We start from the raw sequence: 16,723 nt of genomic DNA, 5'->3' as shown, positions 1-16,723 counted from the left end.
GCCCACCCCCCCGAGGACAAGTTCCGCAGGAGCAGGTGCCCGAGCAGCGGCAGAAGCCGCGCGCCCAGGTCGGGCAGCCGCCGGACCAGCCGCAGGAACCGGCGCAGCTTCCCCCCGCCCCCGCCGGTGGAGGAGGCCCGCGCGGACCAGACGACCACGGACCTCGCGTGGCTGTGGACGACGTTGCAGATCGCGGGCTGGTCGCTCGGGGCCGTCGTGGTGCTCTTCGGCCCGTCGGTGTTCCTCGGTATCCTCCGCGCGCGACGTCGTCGTCGGCGGGCCGGGGGCGACGATCACGCCGAGCGCATCGCGGGCGGCTGGGCCGAACTCGTCGACACCGCTCGGGACACCGGGACACCGGTCGGCGCGGGTGCGACCCGACGCGAGCAGGCCGCCGCCCTCGACGAGCGTTTCCCCGAGGCCGGGGTGGGGGCGCTCGCCGTCCGCGCCGACGCCGGCGTGTTCGGAGCGGGGACTCCCAGCGACGCCGAGGTGTCCGCGTACTGGAACGACGTCGACACGGCTGTCGGTGGCATCCGTCGATCCGTCCGCTGGCGCCGGCGGCTCGCCGCCCGTTTCTTCCCGGTGTCGGTGTGGTCGACGCTCTTCCGTCGACGGGGGCGCCGATCGTGACGGTGGCGATGGAGCTCAGCTGGGGCGCGTGCTCCGACCCGGGAGCGCGGCGGGCCACGAACGAGGACGCCTACCTGGTCGGCACCCCGGTGTTCCTCGTGGCCGACGGCATGGGCGGGCACGCGGGGGGAGCGGATGCCAGCCGCCGGGCGGTGGAGAGCTTCCGGTCGCTCGTCGGCCGACGTCAGGTCAGCGCGGACGACATGCGGCGGGCCTTCGAGGATGCCGTCGCGGGCGTGGGGGAGATCTCTTCCCGCTCGCCGGCGCCCGGGACCACGCTGTCCGGCGTCGCCGTCTGCGAGGAGCGCGGAGTGCCGCACTGGCTCGTGCTCAACATCGGCGACTCCCGGACCTATCGCTTCCTGCGGGGCGAGCTCGATCAGATCAGCATCGACCACTCCGCGGTGCAGGACCTCGTGGACGAGGGTGCCATCAGCTCGGCGGAGGCCGAACGGCATCCCCAGAGACACGTGATCACGCGTGCCGTCGGCGCCGGATCGGCGGGTCTCCCGGACTACTGGCTGCTGCCGGTCCGCCACGGCGAACGCATCCTGGTGTGCTCCGACGGTCTCCCGAAGGAGGTTCCCGTCGAGGTCATCACGGCCGTGCTGGCGTCGGAGCTCACCGCGTCGGGTGCGGCGCAACGGCTCGTCCGCGAGGCGCTCGCGCGCGGAGGGCGGGACAACGTGACGGTGGTCGTGGTCGACGCGCGGTTGTCGGACGCGGCCGCCGCGGACGACCTGAACGAGGACACCGTGCCGCGCGCACCTCACCCGGAGGAGGACGAACGTGTCGAGGTATGAGCCCGGCGACGCCTATGCCCTGAGCGGCGGGCGAGGAGTGGGACTGCTCGCGGAGGACACCGCCCTCCCCGTGGTCGAGAGGCTGTGGCGGACTCTCGTGGACGGCGGCGGTCTCGCCGAAGTCCTCGAGGTGATCGTCGAGGAGTACGGCATCGCGCGGCTCCCCGGCTTCGCCTTCGCCGTGACGGACGGTGACCCCGATGTCGACGTCGACGCCGCGACGCGGGTCGTCGTCCGCGGAATCTTCGAGGCCCGCCTCAGCGAGGGCGAGACGATCACCGCCGACGCGCCGACGTTCTGGACCGAGCGACGTCTCATCGATGCGGGCGCCGTCGCCCTCTCCGTGACGGGCGCGGCGACCGCGGAGGCCGTGACGCTCCCGATCCGCAGCGGCGTGGTCCGGGCGGCGGCGATCTCGACGGACCCGGCTGTGCGCGATGTGCCTCTCCCGGTCCTGCCTCCGCCGACCCCCGTACCTGCGCCCGAACCCCCCGAACCTCTCGCCTCACCCGCGCCCGAACCTCCCGCGCCCACGCCCACTCCCACCGCGCCCGCGCCCGCCCCGGTCGTGCCCCCCTCCCTCGAGACCCAGATCCGGCCGGACGTCACGTTCGCGACGACGGACTCCGTCTCGGCTCCCTTCCCTCCGGAGGCGCCCGCCACCCCGCCGACCGCACCGCTCGCCGAGCTGCCGGTGGAGGAGGGCACGACCACGTACGACGATCTCGTCTTCGGGATGACACGGCTGACGAGCGTCGAGGACGCGGCCGTGCGGTCGGCGGCCGACGAGCACGACGCGGTCGCCCCGATCGGATCGATCCCGCGGCCCGGTACGGCGCTCCCGCCCGCGCTCCCGGAACCCGCGGGCGACCACGACGGGCTCACCCTCTCGGCGGAGCAGTTCGCCGCGCTGATGAGCGGCTCCGCTCCCGCCTCCCCGTCGGTAGCCCCGGCCCTCCCGTCCGCGGTGCCGACCGGTGCCCACGCGGTTCTGATCCTGCCCACCGGTGAGCGCACCCTGCTCGATCGGGGCGCGGTCGTCGGCGTGCGCCCGAGCGCTGTGCGCACGAGCAGCGCGGTTCCCCACCTCATCGCCGTGGCGAGCCCGTCGGGGGAGATATCCCGCCGTCATCTCGAGATCCGGGTCGAGGGCACGGACGTGTTGGCCGTCGACCTCAACTCCACGAACGGCACCCGGCTTCTGCGCGTCGGTGCCGACCCGGTGCGGATGCACCCGGGTGCCGCGACCCTCCTCGTCGGTGGCGACCGGCTCGACCTCGGCGACGGGGTCGTCCTCTCCTTCGAGGGGCTGCGATGAACCGCCCCGCGCAGGCCGCGCCCCCCGAGCTCCCGGGCTTCGAGCAGATCCGGTCGCTCGGCTCGGGCGGCTTCGCGGATGTGTTCCTGTTCCGTCAGCGGCATCCCGAGCGCGAAGTCGCCGTGAAGGTGATGCACGCGCACCGGCTCGACGCCGCCACGGTCGAGGGGTTCACCGCCGAGGCCAACCTGATGGCGGGCCTGGCGGCGCATCCGCATATCGTGTCCGTCTACGAGACCGGTGTCTCCGCGGACGGGCGCCCGTTCCTGGTGATGGAGTACTGCTCTCGTCCCAACCTGCAGATGCGGCACCGTCGCGAGCGGTTCTCCGAGGCCGAGACGCTCCGCATCGGGGTGCAGATCGCGGGAGCCGTGGAGACGGCCCACCGTTTCGGCATCCTGCATCGCGACATCAAGCCCGCGAACATCCTCGTCACCAAGTACGGCAAGCCCAAGCTCACCGATTTCGGCATCGCCGGCTCGGCGGCCTCGGTGGTGGCGGGCTTCAGCATCCCGTGGTCGCCGCCCGAGTCGTTCGTCCGCGGGGGCTACACCGGACCCGCCTCCGACGTGTATTCACTCGGAGCGACCCTGTACACGCTGCTCACCGACCGTCAGCCGTTCGAGATCCCGGGCGGGTCCAACGGCGAGATCGACATGGTGCCCCGGATCCAGACGATGGCGTTGCCGCCGACCGGCCGCGGCGACGTCTCCGCGGCCCTGGAGGCGGTGCTCGCCCGCGCCATGGCGAAGGATCCGGCCGCCCGCTACGCGACGGCGCTCGAGTTCGGGCGCGCCCTGCAGCACGTGCAGATCCAGCACGGCATGCAGGAGACGCCGATCGATGTCGAAGAGGACGACATCCTGCCGTTCGAGGACGAGGGGGAGGAGAAGGCCACCCGGTTCCGCGGCATGACGAGCATCGACGCGCAGTCCGTTCCCGCCCCCGCGCCGGCTCCTACCCCCGCCTTCCCGCCGGTTGTGGATACGGCCCGGACCGGGGGGACATCCCTGCCGGCGATCCCGGATGCCACCCTCCGGCGCCCACCCGCCACCCCCGCGGCGCCGTCGTGGGGAGTGCCGGCGGCTCCCGCGCCACTGGACACGGTGGTGCGTCCGTCGGTTGCTCCCGTCGAGGAGGACGCCCCCGCGCCGCCGTCCACCGACCGCAGGCGCCGACCCCTCGTCCTCACGGCGGTCGCCGCGGGCGTCGTGGTCCTCGCCGCCGGCGGCGCGGTCGCCGCCGCCCTGACGGCGCCGCCCCCCGAACCGCGGAGCGGGGCGACGACGGCCGCCGAGCCGGTCGACGCGGAGCCGGACTCCCGTCCGGTCCAGGTGACGGGACTCACGGGGCGCGCGACCGACGCGGGCGTCGACTTCACCTGGACGAACCCCGACCCGCAGACCGGCGACGCCTATCTGTGGCGGATCGTCGTGCCCGGGACGGAGACGACGTTCGCGGAGGTGGCCACGCCCACCGTCCAGGTCCCCGCGGACGCCAGCGGCCGGACGTGCATCGAGGTGCTGCTGCGCCGTGCCGACGGCACCGCCGCGGCCACGGGGGTCGAGGGGTGCGCACCGTGACGGGGACGAGCCAGGCGACCGACCTCGGAGCCGAGCCGGGTCTGCACCTGGAGTACTGCGGGGAGTGGTTCACCGTGCGACCCGGGGAGACCTTCAGCGTCGGGCGGGAAGCGGATCTGGCCATCGACGACAACCCGTTCCTCCACCGCCGGCTCCTCCAGGTGTCGGAGTTCGAGGGGCTGTGGCTGCTGACGAACGTGGGCAGTCGGCTGTCGGTCACCGTCACCGACGGCGCGGGGCGGCTGCAGTCGTGGCTGGCTCCGGGAGCGCGCCTGCCGCTCGTCTTCGGCCGGACCACCGCGGTCTTCACCGCGGGGCCCACGACGTACGAGATCTCGATCTACGTCGCCGAACCGGTGTTCAGCGATACCCACCCGGCCGCGAGCGAGGGCACGACCACGATCGGCGACGACGTCACCCTGACGGTGTCGCAGCGGCAGCTCATCGTGGCGCTCGCCGAGCCGCTGCTCCGCCGCGACGGGACCGGTCTCGGCGAGATCCCCACCAGCGTGCGCGCCGCCGCGCGTCTCGGGTGGGCCACCACGCGCTTCAACCGGAAGCTCGACAACGTGTGCGACAAGCTCGACCGGCTCGGCGTCCAGGGTCTGCGCGGCGGGGTGCGCGCCTACGCCACCAACCGCCGCATCCGCCTCGTGGAGTACGCGATCGCCTCCCGGCTCGTCACCCGCGCCGACCTGCCCCTGCTCGATCTGAAGACGGACGAGGAATGAAGCTCAAACTGACCCTGCGGCGCTCGGGACAGAGTCGCGACTTGAACGTGACGGCGGATGCCACGGCCACCGTCGGCGACATCGCGCGGACCCTCGTCCTCGCCGATCCGCTCGGGGGCGCCTCGACCGCGGGAGAAGTCACGCTGCACGTCGCCGACGTCGGGGGCGCGGCCGGCGGTGGCCGGACCCTGCAGCCGTCGACGACGATCGTCGACTCGGGACTGCTGTCCGGCGCGTTCGTGGAGGTCGTGGGCGCCGAGGGCATGTTCCAGCCGGTGTCGTCCGCCGATGCGGTGGCCATCGTCCGTGTCCTGAGCGGGCCGGACGCCGGCCGGGAGTTCCCCCTCGGTGTCGGGTCGAGTCTCATCGGACGCGATCACACCGCGGATGTCCGGCTGAGCGACCCGATGGTGTCCAAACGTCATGCACGGGTCAACGTGGGCGACCACATCGAGGTCATCGACGAGAACTCGGCCAACGGCGTGCTGATCGGCGGTGCCGCCGTGGCGCGGGGGGTGCTGGCATCCACCGATCTGCTCACCCTCGGCGACACGACGCTGTCGATCGTGGTGATCCGGCGCACCGAGGCGGCGGGACTGACGAGCCAGATCGACCACGTGCGCGGGCCGCGGGTCGTCCCGCCGCGGCGCGAGGTCGTCCTGCCGGCCCCGCAGCCCCCGACGCCGCCCGAACGGCAGCGCCTGCCGTGGCTGGCGCTGGTCGCGCCGCTGCTCATGGGGGCCGTCGTCTGGGCCGTCACGCACCAGGTGCTGGGTGTCATCCTCGTCGCGCTGAGCCCGCTGCTCCTGATCGGCGGGGTCATCGACCAGCGGCTGGCGGCGCGGCGGAAGTTCCGGGCCGAGAACGCCGTGTTCCGTCAGGGCATCGAGCGATTGAGGGAACAGATCGATCGCGCGCACGATGACGAACGCGCGCAGCGGCGTGCCGAGCTCCCGTCCTGCGCGGAGCTGGTGGCCGACGCCCGGCGCGGCGGTCCACTGCTGTGGGTCGAACGTCCCGAATCGCCCACGTTCCTTTCTCTCGCCGTGGGTGCCGGGCGGGTTCGCTCGCGTGTCCGGGTCGAGAATCCCTCGCCCCACGAGGCGCCCGCCGATGCTGCCGAACGGATCGCGGGGGAGATCGCGCACGCGGGATTCGTGGGCGACGCTCCCGTGCCGGTCGATCTGTCGAACGCGGGATCGCTCGGCTATGCCGGTCCCGGCGATGTGGCGGGCGTGGCCCGGGCGGGCGTCCTGCAGCTGCTCTTGAAACACTCGCCCGCGGAGGTCGTGCTCATGGCGATCGTCTCACCGAGCGCCCGAGCGGACTGGGAGTGGGTCAAGTGGATGCCGCACAGGAGCTCCTCCCACAGCCCGGTGGGGGTCCCTCATCTCGCCGATCGTCGGTCCGCGGCATCCGATGTCCTGGCTGCCCTCGAATCCCTCATCGACGAGCGTCTCGGAGGTGAGCAGCCCCTACCCCGGGGTCGTTCGGTCACTGCTGAGGAGCTCCCGCAGATCGGCGGCGACGCACCGGGAGCCGTCCCCGCGGTGGTGCTCCTGGTGGACAACACTGCCCCCGCGGATCGCGCGCGCGTGACGCGCGTTGCCGAGCGGGGGCCGGACGCGAGGGTTCACGTCATCTGGTGCGCCCCCCGCGTCGAGGATCTGCCCGCCGCGTGCCGGAGCTTCGTCGAGGTCTCGGCCGACCAGGGTGTCGGGTCCGTCGGACAGGTACGCGCGGGCGAGACCGTCTCCCCGGTAGCGCTCGAGTCGTGCTCGGTCGCGGTGGCGGAACACACGGCGCGTCTCCTCTCCCCGGTGGTGGATGTCGGCGTACCCGAGGCGGACGACTCCGATCTTCCGCGGACCGTCCCCTTCCCCGCTTTGATCGGTCCCGAGATCCTCGACGACCCGGATTCCGTCATCGAGCGGTGGAAGCAGAATGACTCCCTCGTGGCTCGCGATGGGTCGGCGCCCAGGCGCCGGTCGAAGGCCGGCAACCTGCGGGCCGTCGTGGGGCATGCCGGCACGCAGCCGTTCGTGCTGGACCTGCGTGCAGACGGTCCCCACGCTCTCGTGGGGGGCACCACGGGCGCGGGGAAGAGCGAGTTCCTCCAGTCTTGGGTACTCGGCATGGCGAGCGCGCACAGCCCCGACCGATTGACGTTCCTGTTCGTGGACTACAAGGGCGGCTCGGCGTTCGCTGACTGCATCGACCTTCCGCACACGGTCGGTCTCGTCACCGATCTGTCCCCCCATCTGGTTCGCCGGGCGTTGACCTCGTTGCGGGCGGAGCTGCGGTACCGAGAGCACCTCCTGAACGCGAAGAAGGCGAAGGACCTCGTCAGCCTGGAAAAGACCGGTGACCCGGACTGCCCGCCCAGCTTGGTGATCATCGTCGACGAGTTCGCCGCGCTCGTCTCCGAGGTGCCGGAATTCGTGGACGGCGTCGTCGACGTCGCGCAGAGAGGGCGGTCTCTCGGGCTGCATCTCATCCTGGCGACCCAGCGACCGGCGGGCGTCATCAAGGACAATCTGCGCGCGAACACCAATCTCCGCATCGCTCTGCGGATGGCGGATGCCGATGACTCGGCCGACATCCTCGGAGATCGGATGGCGGCACACTTCGATCCTGCGATTCCCGGGCGAGGCGCGGCGAAGGGGGGCCCGAGCCGCCTGACCACGTTCCAGTCCGGGTATGCCGGCGGCCGCACGACCGGCGAGGCTCCGAAGCCTCGGATCGAAGTCGAGGAACTGGGTTTCGGACCTCACGCCGCATGGGAGATGCCCGCGGCGCTCGAGTCCCCGGTCGAGCAGAGCGGGCCGACCGACATCCAGCGCATCGTCCACACCGTCCGGCGGGCATCGTCACGCACGTCGGTTCCGGTACCGCGGAAACCGTGGCTGGAGGAGCTCGCCGCCGTATACAACTTCAGCCGGCTCCCGAACCCGCGAACGGACGAGAGACTGCTCCTGGGGGTGCGTGACGAGCCCGCGACGCAGAGCCAGCCGCCGGTGTTCTACGAGCCCGACCGCGACGGCAATCTGGCGATCTACGGGACCGGTGGCGCGGGGAAGAGTACGGCGCTCCGGACGCTCGCGGTCGCCGCAGCGGCCAGCGGCCGGAACGGCGGTCCGGTTCACGTCTACGCCCTGGACTTCGGCTCACGGGGGCTGAGCATGCTCGAGAGCCTTCCGCACGTGGGAGCGGTCGTGATCGGCGACGATCACGAGCGTGTCGCGCGCCTCCTCCGCCTCCTCCGCGACACCGTGAACGAACGCGCGGTTCGGTACTCGGCCCTCAGCGCCGGCACGATCGGCGAGTACCGGAAGCTGTCCGGCCTCGCGAACGAGCCCCGCATCCTGCTGCTCGTGGACGGAGTCGGGGCTTTCCGGGAGCAGTACGAGAACGGTCCGACCAGCCGCCACGCGTGGTTCACCGCGTTCGCGCAGATCGCCGCCGATGGCCGGGCGGTGGGAGTCCACGTGGTGGTGGCGGGTGACCGCCCCAACTCGGTCCCCGCGTCCATCAACTCGACCGTTCAGCGCCGCATCGTCTTGCGCATGGCCAACGACGACGAATATCAGACGCTCGGCGTGGCCCGTGACGTGCTGGGGCCGACATCTCCGGCCGGTCGCGGAATCCTGGACGGCGACGAGATCCAGATCGCCGTGCTCGGCGAGAACGGCAACGTCGCCGTCCAGGCCCGAGAACTCCAGCGGCTCTCCGCGTCTGTCTCTCGGGCGGGGATCGTGCCCCCGATGCCGATCCGACGGCTTCCCGATCGGGTGGACCTCGCCGAGCTGTCCTCGGTCTCACCGGACGGGATCGTGCTCGGCGTCGACGACCTCACCCTGGGGCCGGCGCTCGTCGAGCCGTCCGGTGCCTTCTTGATCGCGGGTCCACCGCGCAGTGGCCGTTCGACCGCCGCCGCGACGATCGCGGCGTCGATCGCGCGCGCCCGTCCCGCGTGGAGCCGGACGCTCGTGTCCTTGCGGCGGTCCTCCGTGAGGGGTGAGTGGACGACACGGATCGAGAGCGCCGAAGACCTGACCCGAGCGCTCCCCGAACTGCGACGCCTCGTGCAGGAGTCGCAGCACTGTCACCTTCTCGTGCTGGAGTCGGTCGGAGAACTCGACGACCACGCGTTGGGTTCCGAGTTGGCGGGTCTCGTCCGCGATGCGGTGCGCAACGAGCATTTCGTCATCGGCGAAGCGGAGGCATCCGCGTGGGCGCGCGTCTACGACCTCGGCAAGATCTTCCGTTCCGCCAAACGGGGGGTCGTGCTCGGTGCGGCCGGTGATGACGTCTACTCGCTCCTGGACGCGCGGGTGCCGGTCGAGAGGAGCGCCGACGTCCCTGTCGGTCGCGGGTTCTACGGCGCGCGGGGGGCTGTGTCCCGGGTGCAGGTCGCCGTGTCGACCGGGGGCTGAGCCGCATGGGGAGAGCTGCCCATCGCCGTCGGTGACGGGCACGAATAGCTTCACGAATGGGTCCGGCCGACACCGCGACCCCGAAGAAGAGAAAGGGAGAAAACCATGGCACGCATGGGAATGGATGTCGATGAGGTCGAGCGGGCCGGTCGCGATCTGAAGGGCCTCGCGAACGATCTGCGCGGCCTCATGAGCCGCATCGACGGGGTCGTCAACAACCTGCCGAGCATCTGGGAGGGAAAGGACGCGAACGACTTCGTCCACGACTGGTGGCCCGGTCACAAGCGCAATCTCGACCAGGTCATCGGGTCGATCGACGGGCTCGGGCAGTCGGCTCTGAACAACGCGTCGGAACAGCGGAACGTTTCGGGGCACTGAGGACGTCGGGCCCGGGGCGATGAACGGTCTCCGGGCCCGCTGTCCTCGTGAAGCGAGGGGAGGAGAACAGTCATGACCCGAATGGGAATGGATGTCGACGAGGTCGAGCGCGCCGCGAGCGATCTCAAGGCGCGGGCGTCGGACATCGACGCCATCACGACGCGTCTGGATGCCGTCGTGAACCGCTTGCGGGACGTCTGGGAAGGCAAGGATGCCGACGAGTTCGTCCATCAGTGGTGGCCGCAGCACAAACGCGTGCTGCAAACGGTCAAGGACAGCGTCTTCGGACTCGGCCAGTCCGCCCAGAACAACGCGTCCGAGCAGCGGCAGGTGAGCGGGGGGTCTGCAACGAGCGCGGGAAACGCGGCGTCCGGGGCGCACTCGCCGTCGTCGAGCGCGCCGGGCTCGCCGCAAGCGTCGGACACGACCGGTCCGGTGGCCGGTGCGGGTGGCGGAAGCGGGCAGCTCGGGTCTCCCGATCCCGGAGTCATCGCGTCGCCGCCCGTGAGCAAAGAGGCGTATGACGCCCGCCCGGCCGGCCCCTACGGCCCCGGCGGTGACTACGACGGTCAATGCACGTCGTGGGTCCAGTTCCGTCGACACGAACTCGGCCTGGTCGCCCCCACGGGAAACGGGAAAGAAACCGCCTTCCACCTGGACCATTCCGCTGTGCCGACTTTGGGTGCCGTCGGATCGTACGCAAATTCGGCGTCCGACCCGTGGGGGCACACGTTCATCGTCGAGGGCATCAACGCGGGTGATCCGCGGACCATTCAGATCAGCGAAATGAACGTCGGGCAATGGGTGAATGCCAAGGAAGCCATCACAACGGGATGGGGCAAGCCGACCACGGCGACCTGGACGGACCTGGGGAACGGCCAGTGGAAGGGCCCGAACGGCCAGGTTCGCAACATCACCTTCGGCAAGTAGGCACACCCCGGGCGGTCGATCGTCGCCGTTTGGTTGACAAGAGCTCTCTCATCCACATCCTCCAAGGAACACAATGACCATCTCGCCTCACGAACCGCCCCTCGACCTCCCGTACCCGGGGGCGCCGATGCGGGCCGCCTTCCGCCGCTTCTGGAAGAAGGGCTTCACCTTCACCGGGCGCGCCAGCCCGTCCGAGTACTGGAAGGCCTGGCTGGCCACGACGGGGATCGCCGTGGCCCTGTACGTCCTCTCGTCGATCGTCAGCGCGGCCGGGCTCGCGGCCGTGATGAACTCCGGCAACTACTCGGCGTACTCGGCCGTCACCGGGTTCTCGACGTTCCTCCTGGTCGTGGCGTTCCTCTACGCCCTCGCCGTAGCCATTCCGTCGATCGCGGTCGCGGTCCGCCGCCTCCACGACACCAATCAGTCGGGGGCGATGTACCTGCTGACATTCCTCCCCTTCGTGGGCGGTCTGATCCTGCTGATCATGCTCACGCAGGCGTCCCGACCGGAGGGGGCGCGCTTCGATCTCGCGACGACCACCCCACCGGCGTCCCCGCCCGTCCCCTCGCCCCCGACATCGACGTACGGCGAGATCGCGGCATTCCCGGTTCCGCCCGTTCCCCCCGCTCCGGTCGCGGCGGCGGTCCCGGTGCCCGTTCCGCCCGTTCCCTCGGTGCCCGTCGCGCCCGCTCCCGTCCCGCCGACTCCCGTCCCGCCCGCCGCGGTATCGCTGCCGATCGCCCCGGCCCCGGTCGCCGGCATCCCCGGCATCCCCGGTGTGTCCGCCCCGACGCCCGCGCCGGTCCTCTCCCCGGCCTCGGACCTCGAGAGCACTCGTCTGGTGCCACCGTCCTCCGTCAGCGGCTGGACGCTCGACCTGCCCGACGGTCGCAGCCTTCCGGTGGACGGCGCCGTGTCGTTCGGACGCGACCCCGTGTCCGACCACGGCGGGGTGCTCGTGCCGGTGGACGACCCGGCGCGGTCGATGTCGAAGACGCATGCCCGCTTCGATTTCGCGGGCGGCGCCGTCATGGTGACCGACCTGCACTCGACGAACGGGACCCGCGTCGAGGCGCCGGGAGTGCCCGCGGTGTCGGTCGCTCCGGGGCTCTCCGCCGTTGTTCCGGCGGGCGCGACGGTCTTCCTCGGCGACTACCGGGTTCGTCTGCGGCGGGCGTGATGGAGGCTCGGGAGGAGGCGTGGCGTCGCCTGCACGATCCGACGACGCCCGCCGCCGACCTCGCCGAGATCGCGCGCGCCCATCCGGAGTTCGCGGATGCCATCGCCCGCCACCCGAACTGCTATCCGGAACTGCGCACCTGGGCGGCGCAGCTCGCGGGGGAACTCACCGCACAGCGCGATGTCTCGCGGCAGGCGCGGGCGCCTCGCCCGTGGCTCGTCCTCGCGGTCGTCGGCGGTGTGGTGGCGACGTTGGGCGGGGCGGCGGCGATCGCCGCTGTGCTCTCGACCTCCGGTGCGGGCACGCCGGTCTCCGAGGGCGGGGCGACACCGGATGCGCCCGTGGCGACCGGCAGCCCGTCGGCGAGTGCGCAGGGAGAGCGCCGGCTGGACGGTCCGCCGGTGTACATCGGCGATGAACTCGGGACTTTCCTCCCGGACGCGTCCGAGTTGTCGGAATTCATTCCGGCGGCGGCCGCCGGTCAGCTCACCTCCGAGCTGAAGGTGGTCGGCGAGACCGAGGGCGCGTCGGCGCTGCCGGCGAACTGCAACCCGTGGATGCTTCCGGACGAGGGAGCAGTCGTGGGATCCCGCTCCCTCAACTGGAACGACCAGGGATACACCCGCGATTCCGTCACGGTCCGCCAGTTTCCGACGCCGGGTCTCGCCGACGCCTGGTTCGCCGACTTCGCCGATCACACTGACGAGTGCGCGCGCTTCGAGTTCGGGCAGATCGGGTATTCCACGACGCCGCACGAACTCGAGGTCGTGGCCCGGTCCGGTGGCGGGGTTCTCGTGGCGTCGCTGGACGCGAGCACCGCGGACGGAGCTCGGACGGTCGTCGTGGGGCACGACGGCAACGTCGTTCTCACGATCGATGCCGAGGGGACTCTGGCCGACGGGGACGCGCAACGGTTGGCGGATCTCGTCGCCGCGCGGATCGACCGGGCCCGTGCCGCGTTGACGGAGGAGATCGGCTACCGCTGATCAGGGGAGGATCAGCGCGAAGCTCTGCCGCACGTCGGTCCGCCGGGTGACGGATCCGTCTTCGACTCGGATGGATGCCACCCCGTCCTGGTGGATGCCGCTGACGTAGGTGAACCGGAACGACAGCACGCGACCGGCGCGGTCGGTGACGATGTACCTGGTGTTCTGGTCGATTGACGCCGCCGACGTTGACCCGCCGGGGAAGGCGTCGGTGACCAGCCCCGTGCTGTCCCCGAGCAGGATGCCGCGGGCCCGCGGCGCGATCTGCCGCATGTCGCCGGGAACGTCCGAGCTGGACCCCACCTGAACCACGGCCAACTGATCGTCGACGAATCCGGCCGACAGGAGGGGCTTTCCGCTCGGTGCGGTGAGCATCCAGACCGCGTCGCTGCGACGCGTGAGTCCCGGGACCGCCGCTCGGGCGTCGTCGAGCGTCATCCCGATCTGGAGCGGACCGACGCCGTCGAACCCGATCTCCCATGTCGAGACAGAGGTGCCCTGCGCCGCCGCAACGCAGCGGCACACGACGACCGTGCGAATGGCGCCGGTTCCGTCGGTCTCGACGCGGTAGCCGGTCTGACCCGTCGAGGTGACGGGAAACACCACGGAGCCGTCCGGCTGCGGCTGACCGGCGCCGTAGAGGCGGATGAACGCGGCGATGCCGTCCCCCGGCGCGATCCCCTCGGCCGTCCCGGTGCTCGCATCCGTCGGGGTGATGGAGAAGACACGGTCGTCGTGCAGCTCGACCTTGCCCCAGCCGCAATCGACGACGATCACCTCGACCCCGCCGCTCGTGGTGGGGGTGCCCACGCGCGCTCCGTCGACGGCGGCGCGCACCTCGGCCAGGGTCATCCCGAGCCGTACGCCGTTCAGGCCCTGCGCGCTGACGACTCCGTCCCGCTGTGCCGTCGCGGCCGCCCGCAGGCGCGCGGACAGCTGGGCGGGATCGGATGCCGACACGGCGGTGCCCCCGCCGACCCCGCCGATGCAGGTCATCTGCTGCTGCGCCTCCTCGTCGTCGTCGACGCCGAACCCGACGACATGAATCGTGAGGAGGGGGTTGGCGCGGTGCAGCTGCGCGGCCACCTCGCACGACGAGGGTGGCGCGCACGTGTCGACGCCATCGGAGACGAGCACGATGCTCCCGGGGCCGTTCGAGGGGAGCATCGCGGCGGCCTTCCGCAGCGCCGGACCGATCGGGGTGAATCCGGAGGCCCGGATGCCGTCGACCGCCGCGCCGAGCGCCGTCGCGTCCACCGGGCGGAGCGGGGACAGCGTCGTGACGTCCTGGCATCCGGCTGCCCGCTCGCGGTCGTCGTTGCCGGTCCCGGTCCCGAAGACGAGCAATCCCGTGGGGGTGCCGGTCGGCAGTGCGGTGATGGCCGCGCGCGTCGCCTCCTGCGCCACAGCCATGCGGCTGCGGCCTCCGGCGTCGCGGACCATGGAGCCGGAGGCATCCACGATGAGGACCACCGGGGCGGGCGCGTCGGCCGCGACCGCCCCGGATGAGGGAGAGACGAACAGGGAGCAGAGGGCCGCGATCGTCGCGACCACCGCGGTGATCACGGTGCGATGGCGCTCCACGCGGTGCGCCGGCCGATCGTTCCCCATTGCCATCCCCCCTCCGCCCGGCGCCCCGGGCGGTGGCGCCAGCCTCCCACGCCGCCGGCCCGACCGTCGATGGGGAGAGATCCCCGTGGCCGTCAGTAGACGTCGTGCCCGCAGTACGGGCACTTGTAGGAATCGCCGGCGTGCATCTGGTCCTTGAAGACGGTGTGCCCGCGCCAACAGCCGGCATGGAGGTTCCAGTTGCCGGTCTGCAGCTTCGACGCCTCGGTTCTGAACATGGGGTTCCCTTCTGCGGCGGACCGTCCGACCGCGAACCCACCGTGAGGCGGGGAAGGGGAGCGCGGCCAGGGGGAGGATTCCCCTCCCCATCCACGTCGCTCGACACGCGAGCCTCAGCCCACGACGACCCGCCCGCCCTCGAGTCGCACGGTCCGGTCGACGAGCTCGTCCGGCACGTCGACGTGCGACACGAGCACCACGGCGCGGTCGCGATCCACCGCGCCGAGCAGGTCGCGGAGGAGGGCGTCGGATGCCGCGGGGTCGACGCCCGCGGTGGGCTCGTCGAGCACGAGCACCGGGAATCCGTGCAGGAGCGCCCGCGCCAGCGCGAGCCGCTGCGCCTGGCCGCCCGAGACGAGTCCGCCGCGGTCGCCGACCGTGGCATCCAGTCCGCCGCGTTCGGCGACCCACGCGTCGAGTCCGACGCGGGCCAGGACGGCGGTGAGGTCGTCGTCGGTGGCGTCGTCGCGCGCGAAGAGGAGGTTCTGTCGCACCGACTCGTCGAAGAGGTACGGCGCCTGCTCGACCAGTCCGATGGTGCGGCGCAGGTCGTCGCCCGCGAGGGTCCGGGCCTCGACGCCGCCGATCGTGAACGAGCCCTCGTAGTCGAGGAACCGGGCGAGGGCGTGGGCGAGCGTGGTCTTCCCCGCACCGCTCGGTCCGGTGACGAGCACGCGTTCCCCGGCGGCGACGTGCAGCGTGACGTCGGCGATGCGGCCGGTGTCGTCGAGTTCGGCGTCGGACCTCGCCGGCCAGTGCGCGCGCACGTCGCGCAGCTCGATGCCGTCGCCCAGCGCGGGCGCGACACCCGTGGCGGCGGGCTCGTCACGGGGGAGACCCTCGGGGATCTCGGCCGGAACGGCATCGGCGATGCGCTCGGCGGCGGCGCGCACTTGACGCCAGGAGGCCAGGGCCAGCGGCACCGGTCCGAATACCTCGAACACCGCCATGGGCAGCAGCACGACGACGGCCAGCCCCGGCCCGGAGAGGGTGCCGCCCGTGACGCCGGGCGCGGCGACCGAGAGCGCGAACAGCGATGCCAGGCCCGCGAGCACCGACACGGTGCCGGAGGTCAGGCCCTGGGCGGCCCCGCGTCGCACGACCGCGCGGCGGAGAGCCCGGTCGGCGTCGCGCACCCGAGCCCGCGCGGCGTCCAGCGCGCCGTACGCGGTCAGCACGTCGAGGTTCGTGAGGAGGTCGTGCACGGCGTCGGCGACGTCGGCGCGCAGCGGGGCGACGGCGCGTTCCGCCCGCGCGCCGGTCGCCCAGCCCACCGCGACCGACACCGCGAACGCCGCGGCCAGGCAGAGCAGCAGGACCAGCGCCGCGGGCCACGACACGAACGCCACGAACACGACCGCCGCGAGCGAGGTGAGCGCGGCGACCGAGAGCGGCAGCACGACCCGCAGGGGCAGGTTCTGCAGTTCCTCGACGTCGTCGACGACGCTCGAGAGGAGCCCTCCGCGCCGGGCGCGCGCGAGTCCGTCGGGGGCGAGCGGCACGAGCTCGCGCACGAGGTCGGCGCGGACGTCGGCGAGCCGTTCGAGCGCCGCGTCATGGCCGGTGAGCCGCTCGAGGTAGCGGAACACCCCGCGCGACAGCGCGAACGCGCGCACCCCGACGACGGCGACGGACAGGTACATCACGAGCGGCTGCTCGGCGGCCCGAGCGATGAGCCACGCGCTCGTCGCGAGCAGCGCCACCGCGCTCCCGGCCGTGCCGAAGCCCGACAGGATCGCCGGGGCGAAGCGCCGCCGCGACGGCATCGCGGAGGCGAGGATGCCGCGCACCCGCCCGTTCATGCGTGCACCCCCAGGTCGATCACGCGATCGGCGATCTCCCGCGCGGACGGGCGGTGCGACACCAGCAGCACGCCGGCACCGCGGTCGGCCTC

The 16,723-nt window shown here is 72.1% G+C and carries 13 protein-coding genes; 10 read left to right on the top strand and 3 right to left on the bottom strand.

Annotation, left to right across the window (positions count from 1 at the left end; genetic code table 11):
* Positions 1 to 126 precede the first annotated feature (126 nt).
* From I5G_RS10305 to I5G_RS10260, 10 genes are all read left to right on the top strand, one after another.
* On the top strand, positions 127 to 633 hold the full coding sequence (locus I5G_RS10305) for a hypothetical protein (protein ID WP_022878988.1): 507 nt from the start codon (positions 127 to 129) through the stop codon (positions 631 to 633).
* Positions 594 to 1,436 carry a PP2C family serine/threonine-protein phosphatase gene (locus I5G_RS10300; protein WP_022878987.1) on the top strand — a complete coding sequence of 281 codons (843 nt, stop codon included), beginning with the start codon at positions 594 to 596 and terminating at the stop codon, positions 1,434 to 1,436. The genes I5G_RS10305 and I5G_RS10300 overlap by 40 nt, the downstream gene beginning before the upstream one ends.
* Positions 1,423 to 2,754, top strand: a complete 1,332-nt coding sequence (locus tag I5G_RS24045) for an FHA domain-containing protein (protein ID WP_148286465.1) — start codon at positions 1,423 to 1,425, stop codon at positions 2,752 to 2,754. The genes I5G_RS10300 and I5G_RS24045 overlap by 14 nt, the downstream gene beginning before the upstream one ends.
* The gene (locus I5G_RS10290) at positions 2,751 to 4,337 is read left to right on the top strand and encodes a serine/threonine-protein kinase (protein ID WP_022878985.1); all 1,587 of its coding nucleotides are present in this window, start codon (positions 2,751 to 2,753) and stop codon (positions 4,335 to 4,337) included. Before I5G_RS24045 ends, I5G_RS10290 begins: the two co-directional genes overlap by 4 nt.
* Positions 4,325 to 5,068 carry a hypothetical protein gene (locus I5G_RS10285; RefSeq protein ID WP_022878984.1) on the top strand — a complete coding sequence of 248 codons (744 nt, stop codon included), beginning with the start codon at positions 4,325 to 4,327 and terminating at the stop codon, positions 5,066 to 5,068. The genes I5G_RS10290 and I5G_RS10285 overlap by 13 nt, the downstream gene beginning before the upstream one ends.
* Positions 5,069 to 5,115: 47 nt before the next feature.
* Positions 5,116 to 9,504 (top strand): FtsK/SpoIIIE domain-containing protein, encoded by a 4,389-nt coding sequence (locus tag I5G_RS10280; RefSeq protein ID WP_239642524.1) that lies wholly within the window; start codon positions 5,116 to 5,118, stop codon positions 9,502 to 9,504.
* A gap of 105 nt (positions 9,505 to 9,609) precedes the next feature.
* A complete protein-coding gene (locus I5G_RS10275; RefSeq protein ID WP_204365555.1) occupies positions 9,610 to 9,882 on the top strand; it encodes a WXG100 family type VII secretion target in 273 nt (90 codons plus the stop codon).
* Positions 9,883 to 9,969: 87 nt separating this feature from the next.
* Positions 9,970 to 10,812, top strand: a complete 843-nt coding sequence (locus tag I5G_RS24655) for a CHAP domain-containing protein (protein WP_022878981.1) — start codon at positions 9,970 to 9,972, stop codon at positions 10,810 to 10,812.
* Positions 10,813 to 10,885: 73 nt separating this feature from the next.
* The gene (locus I5G_RS26725) at positions 10,886 to 11,995 is read left to right on the top strand and encodes a DUF805 domain-containing protein (RefSeq protein WP_022878980.1); all 1,110 of its coding nucleotides are present in this window, start codon (positions 10,886 to 10,888) and stop codon (positions 11,993 to 11,995) included.
* Positions 11,995 to 12,981: a sensor domain-containing protein gene (locus tag I5G_RS10260; RefSeq protein ID WP_022878979.1), complete on the top strand. Its 987-nt coding sequence runs from the start codon at positions 11,995 to 11,997 to the stop codon at positions 12,979 to 12,981. Before I5G_RS26725 ends, I5G_RS10260 begins: the two co-directional genes overlap by 1 nt.
* Here the strand turns inward: I5G_RS10260 and I5G_RS24035 are convergent, their stop codons facing one another.
* From I5G_RS24035 to cydC, 3 genes are all read right to left on the bottom strand, one after another.
* Positions 12,982 to 14,547 carry a VWA domain-containing protein gene (locus tag I5G_RS24035; RefSeq protein WP_187288825.1) on the bottom strand — a complete coding sequence of 522 codons (1,566 nt, stop codon included), beginning with the start codon at positions 14,545 to 14,547 and terminating at the stop codon, positions 12,982 to 12,984.
* Between the two features lie 137 nt (positions 14,548 to 14,684).
* Positions 14,685 to 14,828 carry a hypothetical protein gene (locus I5G_RS25855; protein WP_022878977.1) on the bottom strand — a complete coding sequence of 48 codons (144 nt, stop codon included), beginning with the start codon at positions 14,826 to 14,828 and terminating at the stop codon, positions 14,685 to 14,687.
* 114 nt (positions 14,829 to 14,942) lie between these two features.
* Positions 14,943 to 16,631 (bottom strand): thiol reductant ABC exporter subunit CydC, encoded by a 1,689-nt coding sequence (cydC, locus tag I5G_RS10245; protein ID WP_022878976.1) that lies wholly within the window; start codon positions 16,629 to 16,631, stop codon positions 14,943 to 14,945.
* Between the last annotated feature and the right edge of the window lie 92 nt (positions 16,632 to 16,723).

It is taken from the genome of Microbacterium sp. B19, from assembly GCF_000333395.1.
Taxonomy (GTDB): Bacteria; Actinomycetota; Actinomycetes; order Actinomycetales; family Microbacteriaceae; genus Microbacterium.
This window is presented reverse-complemented; position numbering and strand designations above follow the sequence as displayed.

Bases quoted from the DNA above. Each gene is read 5' to 3' on its own strand.
- I5G_RS10290 (WP_022878985.1), top strand. From the start codon at position 2,751: ATGAACCGCCCCGCGCAGGCCGCGCCCCCCGAGCTCCCGGGCTTCGAG.
- I5G_RS10275 (WP_204365555.1), top strand. From the start codon at position 9,610: ATGGCACGCATGGGAATGGATGTCGATGAGGTCGAGCGGGCCGGTCGC.
- I5G_RS24655 (WP_022878981.1), top strand. From the start codon at position 9,970: ATGGATGTCGACGAGGTCGAGCGCGCCGCGAGCGATCTCAAGGCGCGG.
- I5G_RS26725 (WP_022878980.1), top strand. From the start codon at position 10,886: ATGACCATCTCGCCTCACGAACCGCCCCTCGACCTCCCGTACCCGGGG.
- I5G_RS10260 (WP_022878979.1), top strand. From the start codon at position 11,995: ATGGAGGCTCGGGAGGAGGCGTGGCGTCGCCTGCACGATCCGACGACG.
- I5G_RS25855 (WP_022878977.1), bottom strand. From the start codon at position 14,828: ATGTTCAGAACCGAGGCGTCGAAGCTGCAGACCGGCAACTGGAACCTC.
- cydC (WP_022878976.1), bottom strand. From the start codon at position 16,631: ATGAACGGGCGGGTGCGCGGCATCCTCGCCTCCGCGATGCCGTCGCGG.